General features: G+C 73.0%; 16 protein-coding genes. 6 read left to right on the top strand and 10 right to left on the bottom strand.

What is annotated here, in order from left to right; genetic code table 11:
- The first annotated feature begins 57 nt into the window (after positions 1 to 57).
- Positions 58 to 2,148, top strand: coding sequence for a SpoIIE family protein phosphatase (locus RIN80_RS05395; protein WP_309094326.1), 2,091 nt, complete (start codon positions 58 to 60; stop codon positions 2,146 to 2,148).
- 22 nt (positions 2,149 to 2,170) lie between these two features.
- Entirely contained in the window at positions 2,171 to 3,034 is an 864-nt protein-coding gene (locus RIN80_RS05390; RefSeq protein WP_309094325.1) for a DNA-formamidopyrimidine glycosylase family protein, read from the top strand.
- Positions 3,035 to 3,047: 13 nt separating this feature from the next.
- On the opposite strand, the gene RIN80_RS05385 is transcribed toward RIN80_RS05390, so the two are convergent.
- The 4 genes from RIN80_RS05385 to RIN80_RS05370 form a co-directional block, all read right to left on the bottom strand.
- On the bottom strand, positions 3,048 to 4,229 hold the full coding sequence (locus RIN80_RS05385) for a PP2C family protein-serine/threonine phosphatase (protein ID WP_309094324.1): 1,182 nt from the start codon (positions 4,227 to 4,229) through the stop codon (positions 3,048 to 3,050).
- A 112-nt stretch (positions 4,230 to 4,341) separates the two neighbouring features.
- Positions 4,342 to 4,992: a zf-HC2 domain-containing protein gene (locus RIN80_RS05380; protein WP_309094323.1), complete on the bottom strand. Its 651-nt coding sequence runs from the start codon at positions 4,990 to 4,992 to the stop codon at positions 4,342 to 4,344.
- 151 nt (positions 4,993 to 5,143) lie between these two features.
- Entirely contained in the window at positions 5,144 to 5,656 is a 513-nt protein-coding gene (locus tag RIN80_RS05375; RefSeq protein ID WP_309094322.1) for a hypothetical protein, read from the bottom strand.
- Positions 5,657 to 5,807: 151 nt separating this feature from the next.
- On the bottom strand, positions 5,808 to 6,353 hold the full coding sequence (locus RIN80_RS05370) for a sigma-70 family RNA polymerase sigma factor (protein WP_309094321.1): 546 nt from the start codon (positions 6,351 to 6,353) through the stop codon (positions 5,808 to 5,810).
- Between the two features lie 222 nt (positions 6,354 to 6,575).
- On the opposite strand from RIN80_RS05370, the gene RIN80_RS05365 reads away from it, so the two are divergent.
- On the top strand, positions 6,576 to 7,730 hold the full coding sequence (locus tag RIN80_RS05365; protein ID WP_309094320.1) for a CapA family protein: 1,155 nt from the start codon (positions 6,576 to 6,578) through the stop codon (positions 7,728 to 7,730).
- Between the two features lie 3 nt (positions 7,731 to 7,733).
- Here RIN80_RS05365 and RIN80_RS05360 read toward each other — a convergent pair whose 3' ends face one another.
- Together RIN80_RS05360 and RIN80_RS05355 are read right to left on the bottom strand one after the other, a co-directional pair.
- Entirely contained in the window at positions 7,734 to 9,164 is a 1,431-nt protein-coding gene (locus tag RIN80_RS05360) for an amino acid permease (RefSeq protein ID WP_309094319.1), read from the bottom strand.
- Between the two features lie 109 nt (positions 9,165 to 9,273).
- Positions 9,274 to 9,735: a universal stress protein gene (locus RIN80_RS05355; protein WP_309094318.1), complete on the bottom strand. Its 462-nt coding sequence runs from the start codon at positions 9,733 to 9,735 to the stop codon at positions 9,274 to 9,276.
- A gap of 87 nt (positions 9,736 to 9,822) precedes the next feature.
- On the opposite strand from RIN80_RS05355, the gene lysX reads away from it, so the two are divergent.
- Together lysX and RIN80_RS05345 are read left to right on the top strand one after the other, a co-directional pair.
- Entirely contained in the window at positions 9,823 to 13,110 is a 3,288-nt protein-coding gene (gene lysX / locus RIN80_RS05350) for a bifunctional lysylphosphatidylglycerol synthetase/lysine--tRNA ligase LysX (protein ID WP_309094317.1), read from the top strand.
- An 89-nt stretch (positions 13,111 to 13,199) separates the two neighbouring features.
- Positions 13,200 to 14,048 (top strand): polysaccharide deacetylase family protein, encoded by an 849-nt coding sequence (locus RIN80_RS05345; protein WP_309094316.1) that lies wholly within the window; start codon positions 13,200 to 13,202, stop codon positions 14,046 to 14,048.
- Between the two features lie 40 nt (positions 14,049 to 14,088).
- Here the strand turns inward: RIN80_RS05345 and RIN80_RS05340 are convergent, their stop codons facing one another.
- Positions 14,089 to 14,757: a class F sortase gene (locus RIN80_RS05340; RefSeq protein ID WP_309094315.1), complete on the bottom strand. Its 669-nt coding sequence runs from the start codon at positions 14,755 to 14,757 to the stop codon at positions 14,089 to 14,091.
- Positions 14,758 to 15,119: 362 nt separating this feature from the next.
- Between RIN80_RS05340 and RIN80_RS05335 the strand changes: the two genes are divergently transcribed.
- Positions 15,120 to 15,608: a hypothetical protein gene (locus tag RIN80_RS05335; RefSeq protein WP_309094314.1), complete on the top strand. Its 489-nt coding sequence runs from the start codon at positions 15,120 to 15,122 to the stop codon at positions 15,606 to 15,608.
- A gap of 110 nt (positions 15,609 to 15,718) precedes the next feature.
- Here the strand turns inward: RIN80_RS05335 and RIN80_RS05330 are convergent, their stop codons facing one another.
- From RIN80_RS05330 to RIN80_RS05320, 3 genes are all read right to left on the bottom strand, one after another.
- Positions 15,719 to 16,258: a hypothetical protein gene (locus RIN80_RS05330; RefSeq protein ID WP_309094340.1), complete on the bottom strand. Its 540-nt coding sequence runs from the start codon at positions 16,256 to 16,258 to the stop codon at positions 15,719 to 15,721.
- Between the two features lie 223 nt (positions 16,259 to 16,481).
- On the bottom strand, positions 16,482 to 17,246 hold the full coding sequence (locus RIN80_RS05325) for a hypothetical protein (protein ID WP_309094313.1): 765 nt from the start codon (positions 17,244 to 17,246) through the stop codon (positions 16,482 to 16,484).
- A 24-nt stretch (positions 17,247 to 17,270) separates the two neighbouring features.
- Positions 17,271 to 17,402, bottom strand: a complete 132-nt coding sequence (locus tag RIN80_RS05320) for a hypothetical protein (RefSeq protein ID WP_309094312.1) — start codon at positions 17,400 to 17,402, stop codon at positions 17,271 to 17,273.
- Between the last annotated feature and the right edge of the window lie 614 nt (positions 17,403 to 18,016).

Genomic DNA, 18,016 nt, shown 5'->3' with positions numbered 1-18,016 from the left:
CCCGTACACTCGGCACGTCCAGTCGAAGAATCGGACGAATCCTGGCAAGGTGGGCCCATGGCTGATCGGGGAGCGAGCGGCGCCCTGTCAGTCCCGGACGACTGGCCCGCCCACCCGGAGCCGATCCTCGCGCTCAACCGGATGGGCAGCTTCGACTGGGACCTGGACACCGGCCTGATGCAGATGGACGCGCAGGCCCACGACGTCTTCGACATGCGCCCCGACGAGTACGACGACCGCCCCGAGAGCCTCTCCAGGCGCGTCCCGCCCGGCGAGGCACGCCGCCTGGACACCGTGGTCACCCAGGCCCTGAAGGACGGCAGCGAGAACTACGGCGCGTACTTCCGCATCCGCCGCCGTGACGGCAGCCTGCGCTGGACGCACACCCAGGGCTACATCCGGCGCGACGAGACCGGCCGGCCCCGCCGCATCATCGGCATCATCCGCGACGCCACCCGGGAGCTCGGCGAGATCGACGCCCGGCGCGAGCAGGCCGACCGGGACGAGGCCCGCCGGGAACAGACAAGTGTCGTCGAGCTCACCACGGCCGCCCTCGCCCACGCGCGCACCGTCCAGGACGTCATCGACGTCCTCAAGGACACCCACGGCCTGACCCACCTGGGCGCCACCAGCCTCGTCATGGGCCTGGTCGAGGCCGGCCGCATCCGCATGGTCGCCGAGGGGCCCGAGGCCGCCTTCGTGCCCGGCACCCGGGTCACCCGCATCGACGAGCCCTATCCGATGAGCGAGGCCGTGCGGACCCTCGCCCCGTGCTTCATCGAGTCGCCCGAGGAGTTCGCCGAGCGCTACCCGATCCTCTGGCCCCACATCACCGATCTGAACATCACCTCGGCGGCCTATCTGCCGCTCATCGTCCAGGCCCGCCCGATCGGCGCGATGGGCCTGCTCTACAGCGACCGGCGGGGCTTCACCCCCGAGGAGCGCAACATCCTCGTCGCCCTCGGCAGCAGCATCGCCCAGAGCCTGCAGCGGGCCATGTTCTACGAGCAGGAGATGGACCTCGCCCAGGGCCTGCAGCAGGCCATGCTGCCCCGGACCATCCCGAGCGTGCCCGGCGCCGACGTCGCCGTGCGCTACCGGGCCGCCACCATCGGCGGCTCCGCCGGCCGGGACATCGGCGGCGACTGGTACGACCTGATCCCGCTGCCCGGCGGCCGGGTCGGTGCCGTCATCGGTGACGTCCAGGGCCACGACACGCACGCCGCCGCCGTCATGGGCCAGCTGCGCATCGTGCTGCGCGCCTACGCCGCCGAGGGACACCCGCCGGCCACCGTGATGGCCCGCGCCTCGGTGTTCCTGCACGAACTCGACACGGACCGCTCCGCGACCTGCCTCTACGCGGAGGCCGACCTGTCCACCGGCGTGCTGCAGGTGGTCCGCGCCGGGCACATCGACCCGCTCGTCCGGCTCACCGACGGCTCCTGCCGCCGCGTCGCCGTCCCGGGTGGCCTGCCGCTCGGCCTGTCCGCCGAGTTCGGCCGCCTGGACTACCCGGTGGGCACCGTGGAGCTCGACCCGGGCGACACCCTGCTGCTGTGCACCGACGGCCTGGTCGAGCAGCCCGGTGCCGACCTCGACGACGGCATGCGCACCCTCACCGCCCTGGTCGCCACCGGCCCCGAGGACGTGCGCGACCTCGCCGACCGGCTCATCGACGTGGCCGACGAACGCGGCGGCGAGGACGACGTCGCCCTGCTCCTGCTGCGCCGGCGCGGCCCGGAGGGTCCGCACGCCGGCCGCCGCCTCCAGCGCCAGGTGGCCCCCGGCGACCCGGCCGCACTCTCCGAGGCCCGGCGCATGATCCGCACCGCGGTCGCCGCCTGGGGCGCCGGCGACCGGGCCGACGAGATCGAACTGGTCGCCGACGAGCTGATGACCAACGCCCTCATGCACACCGAGGGCTCGGCGGTCCTCACCCTGCGGGTCCTCACCGGCTCCGACCGCCGGCTGCGCGTCGAGGTCGAGGACTCCTCCAGCGCCCTGCCCCGCCGCCGTGAGGCGGGCGACTCGGGCGTCTCCGGGCGGGGCCTGCTGCTGGTCGAGATGCTCACCGACGTGTGGGGCGTGGAGGCCCGGGGCGGCGGCAAGGCCGTCTGGTGCGAGTTCGTGGTGCCGGACCACGACTGACCCCGCGTGGCACTCTGGACCCATGCCGGAACTCCCCGAGGTCGAGGCGCTCAAGGACTTCCTGACCGAGCACCTGGTCGGCCACCGGATCGTACGGGTGCTGCCCGTCGCGATCAGCGTGCTGAAGACGTACGACCCGCCGCTGTCCGCGCTGGAGGGCCACGAGGTCGCCGCCGTACGCCGCTACGGCAAGTTCCTCGACCTGGCCACCGCGGACGGCCCGCACCTGGTGACGCACCTGGCCCGCGCGGGCTGGCTGCACTTCAGGGACCGCCTCCCCGACGGCCCGCCCCGCCCCGGCAAGGGACCCCTCGCCCTGCGCGTGGCCCTGGAGACCGGCGCGGGCTTCGACCTGACCGAGGCCGGCACGCAGAAGCGCCTCGCGGTGTACGTCGTCGGGGACCCGCGGGAGGTGCCGGGTGTGACCCGGCTCGGCCCGGACCCGCTCGCCGACGACTTCGACGAACGGCGCCTGGCGGAGCTGCTGGCCGGTGAACGGCGCCGCCTCAAGGGCGTGTTGCGCGACCAGAGCCTGATCGCGGGCGTCGGCAACGCCTACAGCGACGAGATCCTGCACGCGGCGAGGATGTCGCCCTTCAAGCTGGCCGCGTCGCTGAGCGAGGAGGAGACCGGGCGGCTGTACGCGGCCCTGCGCGGCACGCTGACCGAGGCGGTCGAGCGCTCCCGGGGCGTGGCGGCCGGGCGGCTGAAGGCCGAGAAGAAGAGCGGACTGCGCGTGCACGGCCGCACCGGCGAGCCCTGCCCGGTGTGCGGGGACACCATCCGCGAGGTGTCCTTCAGCGACTCCTCGCTCCAGTACTGCCCGACCTGCCAGACGGGCGGCAAGCCGCTGGCCGACCGGAGGATGTCCCGCCTGCTGAAGTGAGCGGCCCGGCCCGTCACCGGGAGGGCGGGTTCCACTCGAACATCAGGATGGTCGCGTCGTCCCGCAGCCGGCTGGTGGGCGAGTCGAGGATGGAGTGGATGAGCCGCCGTAGCGTCTCGGGCGCCAGTTCGCCCGCCGCCGTCGCCCGGATGATGTAGTCGGCGAACTGTTCGAGGCCGAACTCACCGCCGTCGCTGCCCCGGGCCTCGGTCACCCCGTCGGTGTACATCAGCACCCGGTCGCCCGGCTTCAGCGCGATCTCGTGGGTCTGCCGATTCCGCCCGGCGAGCAGGGACGGCAGGCCCATCGGCGGATCCGCCTCGCGCCGCATGGCGTCCATGAGCAGCCGCTCCTCCCGGATGAGCAGCGGGGTGGGATGCCCGCAGTTGCACCACCGCAGCATCCCCGAGGCCAGGTCGAGCTGGGCCAGGACACCCGTGCAGAACTGGTCGGGCAGCCAGTGGGCCAGCGCGTCGTCGACGCACTCCACCAGCTCGGGCAGGTCCGCGCCGGTCCGCCGGGCGTTGCGGCACGCGGCCAGCGACACGGCCGTGGTGAGCCCGGAGGCCAGGTCGTGTCCCATGGCGTCCAGGACGGCGACGTGCAGGGTCGTCTCCGTCAGGGCGTGGTCGAAGGCGTCGCCGCCGATCTCGTAGGCCGGTTCCAGCACGGCCGTGGAGACGACGTGTGCGGTGCCGATCGTGCGCGGCGGCAGGAAGGCCCGCAGCATCTCGGCCGGCAGCCGCATCGGCTCGGTGCGGGTGCGCCGGACGAAGGAGTCCTTGTACGCGCGCTTCGACGTGATCGTCATGGCGAGCAGGGTGGCGAGGGCCCGGCCGCGGCGCAGCACGGCCGGGGTCAGCGCCGGGGCGAGGACGGCCAGCACGCCGAGCCGCTCGGCGCCGTCCACCAGCGGGATCCACGCCGTCATGCCGCCCGACCCGGACTCCTCCACCCGCAGGGACTGGGTGCGGTACGTCCAGCCGGCGAGCGAGTCGTCCACGGGCAGGGGCGGGGTCACGTCGGTGAGCGGCACCAGCCGGCGCTGCTGGATGTCGGCCAGGTACACCACGGAGTGCTGCAGGCCCAGGGCCTTGGTGCAGCGGGCGACGGTGGTGGTCAGGTCCAGCGCGGCGTTCGCCGGGTCGGCGAGGAACTCCTCCAGACGGTCCTCGCCGGTGTCTGCCGTCGTCACCTCGTCTCCCCTCGCCGGGACCGCGGGCGCCCCGGGCGGGCTGCGGAGCGCGTCGTCCAGCAGTCTCACACCGGGGCGCCCGGGCCGCCCGGCGACCGGGGCGGACGGATGGTCAGCTGGGTTCGAGCCGCACCAGGACCTCCCCGGACGCGGAGCGGATCTCGTACCGGACGATCTCGTCGGGGTGCAGGGACGAGCTGGCCATCATCGTGTGCGGCTCTGCGGCGTCCGCGTGCCCGTGCCAGCTGGCGGCGGTCTCCTCGGTGCCGTCCCGGCCGAAGATGACCAGGTGGCAGGCGCGCTCGGCCGTGTCCTTCACCTTGAGCTCGACCTGGCTGCCCGAGGCCTCGTCCGCCGTCGTGACCTGTGCCCACACCCCGGTGCGCACATCGGTCGCGGCGACCGTCAGGGGCTCCTCGCCGCTCCCCTCGGCCATCACCGCGACGCCGGGCACCGACACCGCGAGGACGACCGAGGCGGCCAGCGCGAACACCATGCGCCTGCGGCCGGCCCGGCGCCGGGCCGCCACCTCGGCCAGCAGCCGGTCCAGCATGCGCGGGCCGGGCTGGGCCACCGGGTTCACCAGCCGCGGCGTCGCCCGCCGGTACAGCATCAACTGCCGTGTCGTCGGGCCGAACTCCGTCACCTCTGCAGCGCACTGGGGGCACTCCATGAGGTGGTCCTCGAAGCGGAAGGCCTCCGCCTCGTCCAGCACGCCGAGCGCGTAGGCGCCGACGTCGCGATGCCTTTCCAGGGACCTCATGCCGAATCCTCGTGCCGTTGGGTGCGGGTGGGGTTACTCCTTGCTCCCACCGGTACGGACCAGGCAGCGGAATCACTCAAGCCGGTGACACAATCGCAACCAAAGGATTCGGAGCCGTCCGGCCCGCGGATTGGTCGAGGGTCCAGGAATTCTAAAAAAGATGGATCGCGAGGTGTCCCAGGGGCAGTCCGAGCTGCCAGGCGGGCGTCCAGACCTTCGGCCCCTCGTCCTCCCCGACCACCGGAGCACCGCCCGGCACCGCGTTCAGGTCGGGCGCGAGCAGCTCCGTCTCCTGCAGCCAGCGCCAGGCCTCCTCGGCGAGGTCCAGGTCCGGGGCGGGCCGGTCCGACGCCGCCGCCTCGGCGGCGAGCTCCGCCAGCCGCTCGCGCACCCACTCCTGCCACGGCTGGTCGTACGCGGTCAGCGACAGCCACGTCTGAAGCTGGGTCACCACCCGGATGCCCGACAGCTCGCCGTCCGCGTCGGAGAGGAAGATGGTCAGTGCCAGGGCGTCACGCCCCGCGCGGAACTCGAAGGACGTCGGCGGCATCAGATCGCCGGTCCGCAGCAGCTCGTCGGCGATGTACTCCGCGTACAACCACGCCATGGGGACGGTCAGTTCGCCGTCCGAACCGTCCGTGCTCTCGTGACCTCTGTGCAGCATCCCTTCCTGCCTTCCTCCGGTACGTGCGCGTCGGCCGACACCGGGCTCCGGGGCGTTGTCGGCCCCATCCGGAACACGGATAGGAACACCCGATTACTCAACCGGGGTCCTCAGCAAGGCGCTTTACGGAGGCTTGACTCGGCCATGGGTTTCACCGCAGGTCGGCGGCGTAACCCGGAAGCACCCGGCGCAGGGCGCGCAGCGCGTAGTACGCGCGGGACTTCACGGTACCGGGCGGAATCCCGAGGGTTGCCGCGGCTTCCGCCACACTCGCCCCCTGGAAGTACACGAGCACCAGGACTTCACGGTGCTCCGGAGTGAGTGTCTTCACAGCGCGTCGGACGTCGAGCATCGCCGCGGCCCGCTCGGCGTGGTCGGAGCTGACCCGCGCGTTCTCCAGCACCGCGTCGCCGACCTCGGGCGGACGGGCCTGCCGGGCGCGCCGGGCGTCGATCGCGAGCCGCCGCCCGACGGTCATCAGCCAGGGCCGTACGGAGTCGAAGTCGTCGGCGCGCAGGGCCTCGGGGTGCTGCCAGGCGCGCACCAGCGTCTCCTGGACCAGGTCCTCCGCGCGCTGCCGGTCCCCGTCGCAGAGCCGGAGCAGGAGCGCGAAGAGGGGCCGGCCGTGCTCCCGCTGCAGTGCGGCGAGCTCGTGCTCGGCGGTCGTCCCGTGCGTGAGAGTGGATCCGGCCGTCATGGCCGTATGCCACCGCAGGGTGCCGCCCGGGCACAGGGCACGTACCCGGCTGTGCGACGGACGGTCGATCGCGTCGACGAACGGTTCGACGAACGGTCGGGGCGCTCCACCGGGCGGGTGCCGGTCGGGCCGATGAGCGTGTCGGAGCCGCGTGGGGCGCTCCGGGCCTTCTTTCCTGTTTGTGCGTAAATATGACCACAACGCCCACCGTGGGGTGAATGGATGATCGCACGCAGTCGACAGGTGGCCCTGGCCCTCACCGTCGTCCTCGCCGCAGGCGCCGCCTGCCAGGCCCGCAGCCACGAACCGTCCGGCCCCGGCCGCCCGGCACCCTCCGCCGCCGGACCCCGCGGCTTCACACTCGTCGCCTCCGGTGAGGTCCTCCCACACGACACGGTCATCGACCGGGCCCGCTTCGACGCCGGCGGCACCGGCTACGACTTCCGGCCCATGCTCGAGCCGATCCGCTCCGTCGTCTCCGGCGCCGACCTCGCCCTGTGCCACATGGAGACCGTCTACGGCGCGAACGGCGACTACACCGGCTACCCCACCTTCAAATCCCCGCCCGAGGTCGCCCGGGCTCTCGCCGCCACCGGTTACGACGGCTGCTCCACCGCCTCCAACCACACCCTCGACGACGGCGCCGAGGGCATCCGCCGCACCCTCGACGCCCTCGACCGGGCGGGCGTACGGCACGCCGGGTCGTCCCGCACCGAGGAAGAGGCCCGCACCGTGACGGTCCTCCAGGCGGGCCAGGCGAAGATCGCCCACCTCGCCTACACCTACGACACCAACGGCATCCCGCTGCCGGAGGGACAGCCCTGGGCCGTCAGCCTCGTCGACGAGGCCCGGATCCTGGCCGACGCCCGGGCCGCGCGCGGCGCCGGCGCCGACGTGGTCGTCGTCTCGATGCACTGGGGCACCGAATGGCAGGACGCCCCCGACGAGCGGCAGCTGACCCTGGCCCGCGGCCTGACCGCCGCCCGCACCGGCGGCCGCCCGGACATCGACCTGATCCTCGGCACCCACGCCCACGTCCCGCAGGCCTACGAGAAGGTCAACGGCACCTGGGTGATCTACGGCATGGGCGACCAGATCGCCGGCCTGATGACCAACCACCAGGGCGCCAAGGACCCGCGCGGCAACCAGTCCACCCTCGGCCGCTTCACCTTCGCCCCGCCCGCCCGGCCGGGCGGCCGCTGGGAGGTGACCCGGGCCGAGTTCGTCCCGCAGCTGTTCGACGTCGACGCCGGCCGGGTCGTCAACCTCAACCGGGCCCTCGCCCGGGGCGCCGACGTCCGGGCCGTCCGCGACCGCATCCGCGAGGTCGTCCTGAGCCGGGGCGCGGCGCAGGACGGGCTGGTGATGGGGGAGTAGCCCTCACTCCGCCTGCCCCGGCCGGCGCCCGGCCAGCGCCGAGCGCCGGTAGGAGTAGGCGAAGTAGACGACGAGCCCCAGCGCGAACCACACGGCGAACCGCGCCCAGGTCTGCCACTGCAGGAACGTGATCAGCCAGATCGAGAACACGATCCCCACCACGGGCACCACCGGCATCCACGGCGTACGGAACGTGCGCGGCAGGTCCGGCCGCCGGTAGCGCAGCACGATGACCGCCGCGCACACCACGACGAACGCCAGCAGGATCCCGATGTTGGTCAGCTCGGCCGCCTCGCCGATCGGCAGGAACCCGGCGATCACGGCCGACACCACCCCCACGATCCAGGTGACGCGCGTCGGCACGTGCCGCGTCGGGTGGGTCTTCGCGAACCACTGGGGCAGCAGCCCGTCCCGGGACATCGAGAACCACACCCGGGTGACGCCCAGCATGAAGGTGAACATGACCGTGAGGATGCCGATGATCGCGCCGACCGCGATCACGTCCGCCAGGCCGCTCAGCCCCACCGACTCGAACGCCGTCGAGAAGCCGCTCTCCTTGTCGATGTCCCGGTAGTCCTGCATGCCGGTCAGGACCAGGCACGCCGCCACGTACAGCACCATCGAGATCACCAGCGAGTAGATGATCGCCTTCGGCATGTGCCGCTGCGCGTCCTTGGACTCCTCGGCCGCCGTGGACATGGCGTCGTAGCCGAACACCGCGAAGAACACCGTCGCGGCGCCCGTGAACGCCCCGCCGACGCCGTACGGGAAGAACGGGTCGTAGTTCGCCGTGTCGATGTGGAACACGCCGACCCCGATCACCAGCAGCACGACCAGGACCTTGAGGATCACCACGACCGTCTCGAAACGGGCCGCGTTCCTGATCCCGAGGGTCAGCAGATACGCGATGAGCAGACACAGCAGCGCCGCGAACAGATCGACCCGGTGCCCGTCCCCCGTGCCGGGCGCACCGAGCATCCAGTCCGGCAGGTCGGCGCCCATCCCGCCCACCAGGAAACCGAAGTAGCCGGAGATGCCGATGGCGACCACCGCCACGATCGCCGTGTACTCCAGCAGCAGGTCCCAGCCGATGAACCAGCCGGCCAGCTCGCCCAGCACGGCGTAGCCGTAGGTGTAGGCCGAACCGGCCTTCGGGATGAGCCCGGCGAACTCGGCGTAGGACAGGGCGGCCGCGGCGGACGCGACCCCCGCGATCAGGAACGACACGAGCACGGCCGGGCCCGCCGTACCGTTGGCCACCGTGCCGGCCAGCGTGAAGATGCCCGCCCCGATGATCCCGCCGACCCCGATGGCGGTCAGCTGCCACAGCCCCAGGGACCGCTCCAGACGCGTCCCCTCGCCCGCTTCCGTCTCCTCGATCCGCTCGATGGGTTTGCGGCGGAGAATCCCTTCACCCGCTCGGAGCCCGGCCATGCGCCTCACCTCTTCACGAGCGGCAAACGGCTGACAGCGGATCATGATGGCCCAGACCCCAGCCCGGCGGAAGACACCACGCAGGGAGCGGCACGCAACCGCGGACGCCCTACGGCACCACCGTCACCGGCCACCGCCCGGCCTTCACCAGCCGCACCGCCACCGACCCGACGATCCGGTGCCCCGCCTGCTCCGAGGCGCCCACCACCACCGCGTCCGCCTTGAGTTCGTCGGCCGCCTTCACCAGGCCGCTGTAGGGGTCGCCGTGGAACGTGTGGAACTCCCAGCGGACCTCGAATATCCCCTTGAGCTGCCGGGCCGCGTCCCGGATCTGCGCCACGAGGTCCTCGGCGATCTCGTCGGTCGTCCCGGCCACCGGCGCCCCGAGCGCCGCTCCCGCCGCCAGCACGGGCTGGACGTACACCACGGCGAGCAGCGCGTGCTGCCGCCGGGCGAGCCCCGCGGCGTAGGCCACGGCCCGCCAGGAGGAGTCGGAGCCGTCCACCCCGGCCACGATCACCTTGGGCCCGTCCGTGCCCCGTTCGAACTGAGGGGAGTGCTGTTCGGTCACGCCGCGAGGCTATCGGAGGCCGCGGGGCCGTCCGCCCGCAGGGAGCTTCGAGGGGCGAGAAGGGGCCGCTGTTCCTAGAGTCGATACATGAGTGCCATCGCGGGCACCGGGGCGGCCGAGAAGGACCCGGCGGGCCCGATACCCCCGTCGCACCGGGCCCACGGCCTGCTGGGCCGGGTGCCGCAGGGGTTCGCGGTCGTCCTCGGCGCCCTCGGACTGCTCTGCGCCCTGCTCGCGCTCGTCCCGCCGCTGCGCAGCGGGCTGCGCCCCCTCGTCCGCTTCCTCGACCTGCTGCTCGTCCCGGTCAGCGCCAACCTCGCCTACGCGGTCTTCCTGTTCCTGCTCGCCGCCGCCACCGCCGCCCGCAAGAAGATCGCCTGGTGGCTGGTGGTCGTCTACCTGGGCCTGCTGGTCCTGACCGACGTCCTCGGCATGGCCGTGGGCGAGTTCGCCGAGTCCGTCCCCTCCTTCGTGGTGTGCGGCCTGGCCCTGATCCTGCTGATCGTCGCCCGCCGCGAGTTCTACGCCGCCTCCCGCCGCGCCGCCGTCCGCCGGGCGCTCGCCGTCCTGGCGGCCGGGCTGGTCGTGGCCGTCCTGGCCGGCTGGGGCCTGGTCGAGGCCTTCCCCGGCACGCTGCCCGCCGGGGAACGGCTCGCCTGGGCCGCCAACCGGGTCTGCGGCGGCCTCGTCCCCGCCGGCAGCTTCGCCGGCCGCCCGCCGCACATCCTGTTCTTCCTGCTCGGCCTGTTCGGCGCGCTCGCCCTGCTGAACGCCGCCGCCACCCTCTTCCGCTCCCAGCGCCTTGCGGCCGCCCTCCACGACGACGAGGAGGCCCGCATCCGCGCCCTCCTCGGCCGCTACGGCGACCAGGACTCCCTCGGCTACTTCGCCACCCGGCGCGACAAGGCCGTCGTCTTCTCACCCAGCGGCAAGGCGGCCGTCACCTACCGCGTCGAGGCCGGCGTGTGCCTGGCGAGCGGTGACCCGGTGGGCGACCGGGAGGCCTGGCCGCACGCCATCGCCGCCTGGCAGGAGGTGGCCCGCCGCCACGCCTGGGTCCCGGCCGTGATGGGCGCCTCCGAGGAGGGCGCCCGGGCCTTCGTGCGTGCCGGGCTCGGCGCGCTGCAGCTCGGCGACGAGGCGATCCTGCACGTGCTCGGCTTCGACCTCGACGGCCGCGACATGCGCGTCACGCGCCAGGCCGTCAACCGGGTCCGCCGCCTCGGCGTGACCTGCCGGGTCCGCCGCCACTCCACCCTCACCGAGGAGGAGATGCGCCGGCTGGTCGAACGGGCCGACGCCTGGCGCGACACCGAGGGCGAACGCGGCTTCTCCATGGCCCTGGACCGCCTCGGCGACCCCGCCGACGGCGACTGCCTCCTCGTCGAGGCCGTGGACGTGGACGGCCGCCTCCTCGCCGTCCAGTCCTTCGTGCCCTGGGGCAGGGACGGCGTCTCCCTGGACCTGATGCGCCGTGACCGCGCCGCCCCCAACGGTGTCATGGAGTTCATGGTCGCCGAACTGTGCGCCGCCGCCCCGAAACTGGGCGTGCGCAGGGTGTCGCTGAACTTCGCCGTGTTCCGCTCCGTGTTCGAGGAGGGCGCCCGCATCGGCGCGGGACCGGTGCTCCGCCTCTGGCGCCGCCTGCTGCTGTTCTTCTCCAAGTGGTGGCAGCTGGAGGCCCTGTACCGCTCCAACGCCAAGTACCGCCCCGAGTGGTACCCGCGCTTCCTGTGCTACGCGGAGGCCGCCTCCCTCGCCCGGGTCGGTCTCGCCTCCGGCATCGCCGAGGGCTTCGTCTCCGTACCGTCGATGCGAAAGCTGTGGGGAAACGGGCACCCGAAGGGCGGACAGCGGCCCGCCACCACGGCGGAGCTGCCGTCGCCGGCGGCGCTCGGCCTCGACGGAGGGGACGGGACCGAGCCCGCCGACCCCCTCGCCGGCCTGCCCGACCAGGTCCGCGTCCGGCACCGCAAGCTCGACCGGCTGCGCGCCGCCGGCACCGACCCCTACCCGGTGGACGTCCCGGCCCGCACCCACACCCTGGCCGAGGTCGAGCAGGGCCGCGACGTCACCGTCGCCGGACGCGTCATGCTGGTCCGCGACTTCGGCGGCATCGTCTTCGCCGTCCTGCGCGACTGGTCGGGCGACCACCAGCTCGCCCTCACCCGCGACCGCTGCGGCCCCGCCCTGGACCGCTTCACCGCCGACACCGACATCGGCGACCACATCACCGCCAGCGGCCACGCGGGCGCCAGCGACCGGGGCGAACCGACCGTGTTCGTCACCTCCTGGCAGCTCACCGGCAAGTGCCTGCGCCCGCTGCCCGACAAGCGCCGGGGCCTGGCCGACCCCGAGGCCAGGGTCCGCATGCGCTACCTCGACCTCGCCGCCAGCCCCGCCGCCCGCGACGTGGTCCGCGCCCGCTCCACCGCCGTCCAGGCCGTGCGCCAGGGCCTGCTGGCACGCGGCTACCTGGAGGTGGAGACCCCGGTGCTCCAGCAGATCCACGGCGGCGCCAACGCCCGCCCCTTCACCACCCACATCAACGCCTACGACCTCGACCTCCACCTGCGCATCGCCCCCGAGCTGTACCTCAAGCGGCTGTGCGTGGGCGGTATGGAGAAGGTCTTCGAGATGGGCCGCACCTTCCGCAACGAGGGCACGGACCACAAGCACAACCCGGAGTTCACGATCCTGGAGGCCTACCAGGCCTACGCCGACTACGACGTGATGCTCGACCTCGTCCGCGAACTGATCCAGGAGGCCGCCACCGCCGCCTTCGGCAGGCCCGTCGCCCACCAGGACGGCCAGGAGTACGACATCTCCGGCCCGTGGCCCGTCAGGACCGTCTACGGCGCCGTCAGCGAGGCCCTCGGCGAGGAGATCCACCCCGGCACGGACGCCGGGACGCTCAAGCGCCTGTGCGACGGCGCGGGCGTGCCGTACGTCGCCGACGACGGGCACGGGGACATCGTCCTGGAGATGTACGAGCGGCTGGTGGAGGAGCGGACCGGGCTGCCCACCTTCTACAAGGACTTTCCCACCGACGTCTCCCCGCTCACCCGGCAGCACCGCGCCGACCCGCGCCTGGCCGAGCGCTGGGACCTCGTCGCCTTCGGCACCGAGCTGGGCACCGCCTACTCGGAACTGACCGACCCCGTCGAACAGCGCCGCCGCCTCACCGAGCAGTCCCTGCTCGCCGCGGGGGGAGACCCCGAGGCGATGGAACTCGACGAGGACTTCCTCGACGCCCTCGAATACGCCATGCCGCCCACCGGCGGCCTCGGCATCGGCGTCGACCGGCTGGTCATGTTCCTCACCGGGCTCACCATCCGCGAGACCCTGCCCTTCCCCCTGGTGCGCCGCCGCTGACCCGTCCGCGTGGGCCGTCCGGGTGAAGCCGTGCCGCCGCTCCGGTGTTGCTCTGGTGCGTCGGTCTTCCGCCGGGCGACTGATGAGTCATGAAGAAGGATCAGTTGCTCACCCGACGCGCGGCGTTGATCGCGGGCGCCGGCGCCGTGGGAGCGGCCGCCACGGCCGGAGTGCTCACGGCGGTCACCGGGGAGGCACCCGCCGGGCCCGCCGCCCCTGCCGCCCCGGCGGCGGGGGCCGAGGCCGCCCGCCGCCCGCCCAGGGCCTCCGCTTACCGTCTGCAGCCCCTCACCGGCTACGCCCCGCCGCGCGCCGCGCCCCGTCGCACCCTGGTACGCCGTGAACCGCTGCTGCGGGTGTCCGGCCGGGGCCGGACCATGGTGCTGACCTTCGACGACGGCCCCGATCCCCGCTACACCCCGGCCATCCTGGACGTCCTGGCCGAATACGAGGTCCGCGCGATGTTCTTCGTGTGCGGAGAGATGGTCGCCGGCGGCAGGCAGACGGTGGCCCGGATGGCGGAGGAGGGCCACGTCGTGGGCAACCACACCTGGTCCCACCCCCTGCTCACCCGCCTGACCCGGCGTCAGATCCGCTCCCAGATGGAACGCACCAGCGACGCCGTCGAGGAGGCCTGCGGCGAGCGCCCCGCGTGGTTCCGCGCCCCCTACGGAGCGTGGAACCGCGCCGCCCTGCGGATCGGCGCCGACCTCGGCATGGAACCGCTCGGCTGGACGCTCGACACGCTCGACTGGACCACCCCGGGCGTGCGCTCCATCGTGCGGCGGGTCGAGAACGGCGCCGCCCCCGGCGTGGTGGTGCTCTCCCACGACGCCGGGGGCGACCGTTCGCAGAGCGTGCGGGCCCTGCGGCGCTATCTGCCCGAACTGCTGGACTCCGGCTACCACGTCACCGTGCCCGTGCGGCCCGGCACGTAGCAGCCGCCGCGGCGGCCTCCGCCCGCCCGGTGGGGAGCGCTCAGCGCACCTCGACCAGGCGGGCGAAGGCCACGACGTTGCCCGCGTACCCCTCCTGCTCGGAGAAGCCGCCGCCGCAGGTGATGACCCGCAGCTCCGCCGCGCCTTTGGATCCGTAGACGCGGTCGCCGGGGAAGTCGTTCTTCTCGAACACCTCCACGCCGTAGATCTCGAACACCGCCGTCTTGCCGTCCTGGCGGGCGACCTCGACGCGGTTGCCCTTCTTCAGGGCGCCGAGGCCGTAGAAGACGGCGGGGCCCTGCTGGTTGTCGACATGGCCCACGACGACCGCGGTGCCCTTCTCGCCCGGGGTGACGGCACCGGTGAACCAGCCCGCCAGGTTGGGGTCCTCCGGCGGCGGGGCGCCCACCCAGCCGTCCGGGTCCAGGCCCACGGGGATCATCGGCGCGTCGACCTGGATCGCCGGGATCCTGACCCGGTCCGGCAGGGCGTAGGGCAGGGGGCGCACGGAACCGGCGAACGAGGCACCGGGCACGTGGTTCTCCGCCGCTGCCGCCGTCGCCGGCTGCGGTGGACCCTCGTCGAATTCCCCCGACCCGTTCCGGATGAGCGCGAGGCCGGTCAGCAGAACAAGCGCTATCACGCCCCACGGGGCGCGCTTCCTCGGCCGTGCCTCCTCTTCCGCCTGGGCCAGCTCGGACGCAGACATTCGCCATCCCCTCTCGACGCGGCCGTCGCCGGGTCAATCGCGCATACCAAGACGCTAAGTGCCGTGCGCGAAACCGGCGACGGGGCGGGAGCGAACGGGTGGCCCGGGCATACAAGGGGCTCTGCGGAAGCCGGTCAGGGCATCTGGTGCGCCATCCGAGTTGCCGCCCCGAGGAAATTTCCGACAGTCCGTGACCTGCGGCGATATCCCCTCGTGCGGTTTTCCCGCGGTGTCCCCTCTCACCAGGACGGACCATTCCCGAAATGCGGCTTCGGGCAAGGCAACTGACTGTCTTTCTGGGAGGCGCTTTCTCGCCGATCGACCGGGGAACGGGTCCCGGGGCGTCTTCCGCGGAGGTTCACATGCGTAACACTCGTGCCCTGGCGGTCGCCGGCGCCGCGGTCGCCGCCCTCGGCTTCTCGGCTCCCGCGGCCGTCGCGTGGGACACACCCAGCAACATCACCGCCCTGCCCAGCGTCATCGCCCGCGGCGGCCAGCTCACCATCACGGTGGACGGCTGCAAGAACGGCGGTACGGCGACGTCCAACGCCTTCTCGCCGACGACCCTCTCGCCCGTCCACGGCGGCTACAACGAGAAGGCGAAGGGCACCGCCACCATCAACCGCAACGCCCGCCCGGGTTCGTACGACATCACGGTCACCTGCAACGGCCGGACCCTGACCAAGCCGCAGGCGTTCAGCGTCATCGGCGGTGTCCGCGGCGGCATCGGCGGCAGCAGCACCACGGGCGCGACCCCGACCGACGTGGCCATCGGCGGCGGTCTCGTGGCCGCCGCGGTCGTCGGCGGTGGCGTGTTCTGGATGCGCCGGCGCGCCGAGCGGCGCATCTGACACCCGGCTCTCCCGCCCGACCGGGCCGTCGCCTCGCACGTGAACGGTCCTCGCCCCGGGTCCCCCTCTCAGCGGGGCCCGGGGCGAGGACGAGGTGGGTGCGATACGGGTCAGCCGGCGTCCTCGTCGGTGCGGCGGCGTGAGAAGTGGTAGGCGGCGCCGAGCGAACCGGCGATGAGCGCGGCGCCCAGGCCGATCTCCCTGAGGTCGAAACCGGCGAGCGTGCCACCCTCACCGGCGTGCACTCCCTTGTGGGGGTGGCGCGTCGGATGGTGGGTGGGGTGGTGGGTCGGGTGGTGCGTCGGACCGCCGCCGGCGATGGTCAGCCGGGCCGTGCCGCTCGACTCGTCGCACTCGAACCGCACGTCGTAGACGGCGCCGCGCTTGGCGTCCCAGTCGACGACGGCCGTCGCCCGGGACTCCTCGGGCGGGATGGTGACCAGGTCGAAGACCGGTGAGTTGACCGCCGCCTCCCCCCGGCACGCGTCGTTGCGCTCCACGCTCAGTGTGACCTTCCCGCCCGGCGCGACCGTGGAGGGCTCCACGCCGAAGCCGAAGTCGGTCCGGATCGCCGCACCGGCGGCGGGCACGCAGGAGGTGAGGGCGCCGGCGCCCAGCAGTACGGCCGAAGCGACGCGTATCGCGCGCATGGTGAACCTCCGGGTCTCCGAGGGGCAGTCGCGGACCTGTTCCGCTCGCGCCATAAATGCACCTCGATGCCCGAAACGCTAAGAAGGCGGACCCGGCGGCGCGATCGCAGTAGTGCGAACGGGTCACACGGATGGGCCGCCCGGGGGAACACCGGTACCGCGACCGGGGGACCGCGACGGCGTGTCGCGGTCCCCCGGCCGGTGTGCGTGGTGCCCGGGCCCGTCAGTCCCCGACGCCCGGGAAGAGGTTCAGGAACGGATCCGCCGACGCCGTCACGCCCCGGCTGTAGGGCGCGTCGAAGTCCCAGATGAGGAACAGCAGGAAGGCGATCAGCGCCGAGAACAGCCCGGCGAGGATCAGCTCGCGCGTCGTTCTGCGGATCTGCAGGGCGAAGATCATCCCGATGGTGATCACGGCCCCGGCCATCAGCCCGAACCAGACCACGCCCGGCATGGTCTCCCCGGTCGACTCCGCCCGGGCGATCCGGGCCTGGCTCGCCGCGGTCACCTGGTCGAGGAGGGGCTGGTAGGCCTGTGCCTCGAAGTCCGACTTCGGCTCGTAGTCGGTGACGTCGGCGCGGATCTGCTCGAAGAGCCGGCCGCCGCGCTCGGTGACCTCCCCCTTGTCGGCCATGCTGTCCCACTCGGTGGTGACGACATGGTTCACGTAGATCCGGATGTCGTCGCGGATCCGGTCGCGTTCCTCGGCGGGGTAGACCCGGACCCGCTCCGAGATCTCGTGGAGCGCGGTGGCCTCGGCCTGGACGTGGTCCTGGGCGGCGCTGCGTCCTTCCCAGACACCGGCGATCGCCAGACCCAGGACGATGGCGTACACCACGCCGATCCACATCGTCATGTACTCGATGACGTCAGGGGTCTCGCTGGGGTCCTCGTCCTCGGGCGCCCTGCGGTGCCGTACGAGGGTGATGACGACCACCACGGCGCAGGCGGCCAGCATCGCGAGGGTGAGAACAAGCCATTCCGGCAAGAGGTGCCTCCAGGGGTTCAGGGATCAGCGCGCGCGCAGCGCGGCGACGGCGACCACCGCGGGCACCGTGACGAGCAGGACGAAGGTGAGCGGCGACAGCGTGCCGCCGGTCCGCCGGGGCCGCGGGGGCGTGGCGCGGTAGCGCGGGTAGTACACGGCCTTCGCGGACGGGCCCGGCGCGGGCGTCGCCGACGGTTTCGGGGTCGGTTTCGGGGTCGGTTTCGGTTTCGGGGCCGGTGGGGGCACGGGCCTGGGCGCCGACCGGGGCGGGGGTTCCGCCGGGCGCGGCGCGGGGGGTGGTTCCGGCGGCTCCGGCCGTGCCGTCGGGGCCGGTCTCGGCGGCGGGGGAGGGGGCGGGGGTTCGGGAGACGGCGGCGGTGGCGGGTCCGGGCTCGGTGTCGGTGTCGGTGTCGGAGTCGGGGTCGGAGTCGGAGTCGGGGTCGGTGGGGGCGGCGGGGGCTTCGGGGGCGGCGTGCAGACAGGGGGCGGTGGCGGTGGCGGGCACGGCGGCCCGGTCGGCCAGGTCCTGCTGCCGGCGACTGCCACCGCCTCGGTGCCGTCCGGTCCCGTCGAGGCGTACGCGCAGGCATCGGCCACCGCCACGTGGGCCGGTGCTCCGACGAGCGCCCAGGTGAGCGTCGCCAGAGCCAAAGCTCGTGCGGCGAGGGCGGATTGAGTCGATACGGGTCCATGCACGACGAAGATCATGAGCCCTGTGCAGCCGGGACGTGCCGGAGCGCAAGGGGATTGCCCCGAAAGAGGGATTTTCC

The sequence above is a fragment of the Streptomyces sp. genome (assembly GCF_031181705.1).
In the GTDB taxonomy this organism is placed as follows: domain Bacteria; phylum Actinomycetota; class Actinomycetes; order Streptomycetales; family Streptomycetaceae; genus Streptomyces.
This window is presented reverse-complemented; position numbering and strand designations above follow the sequence as displayed.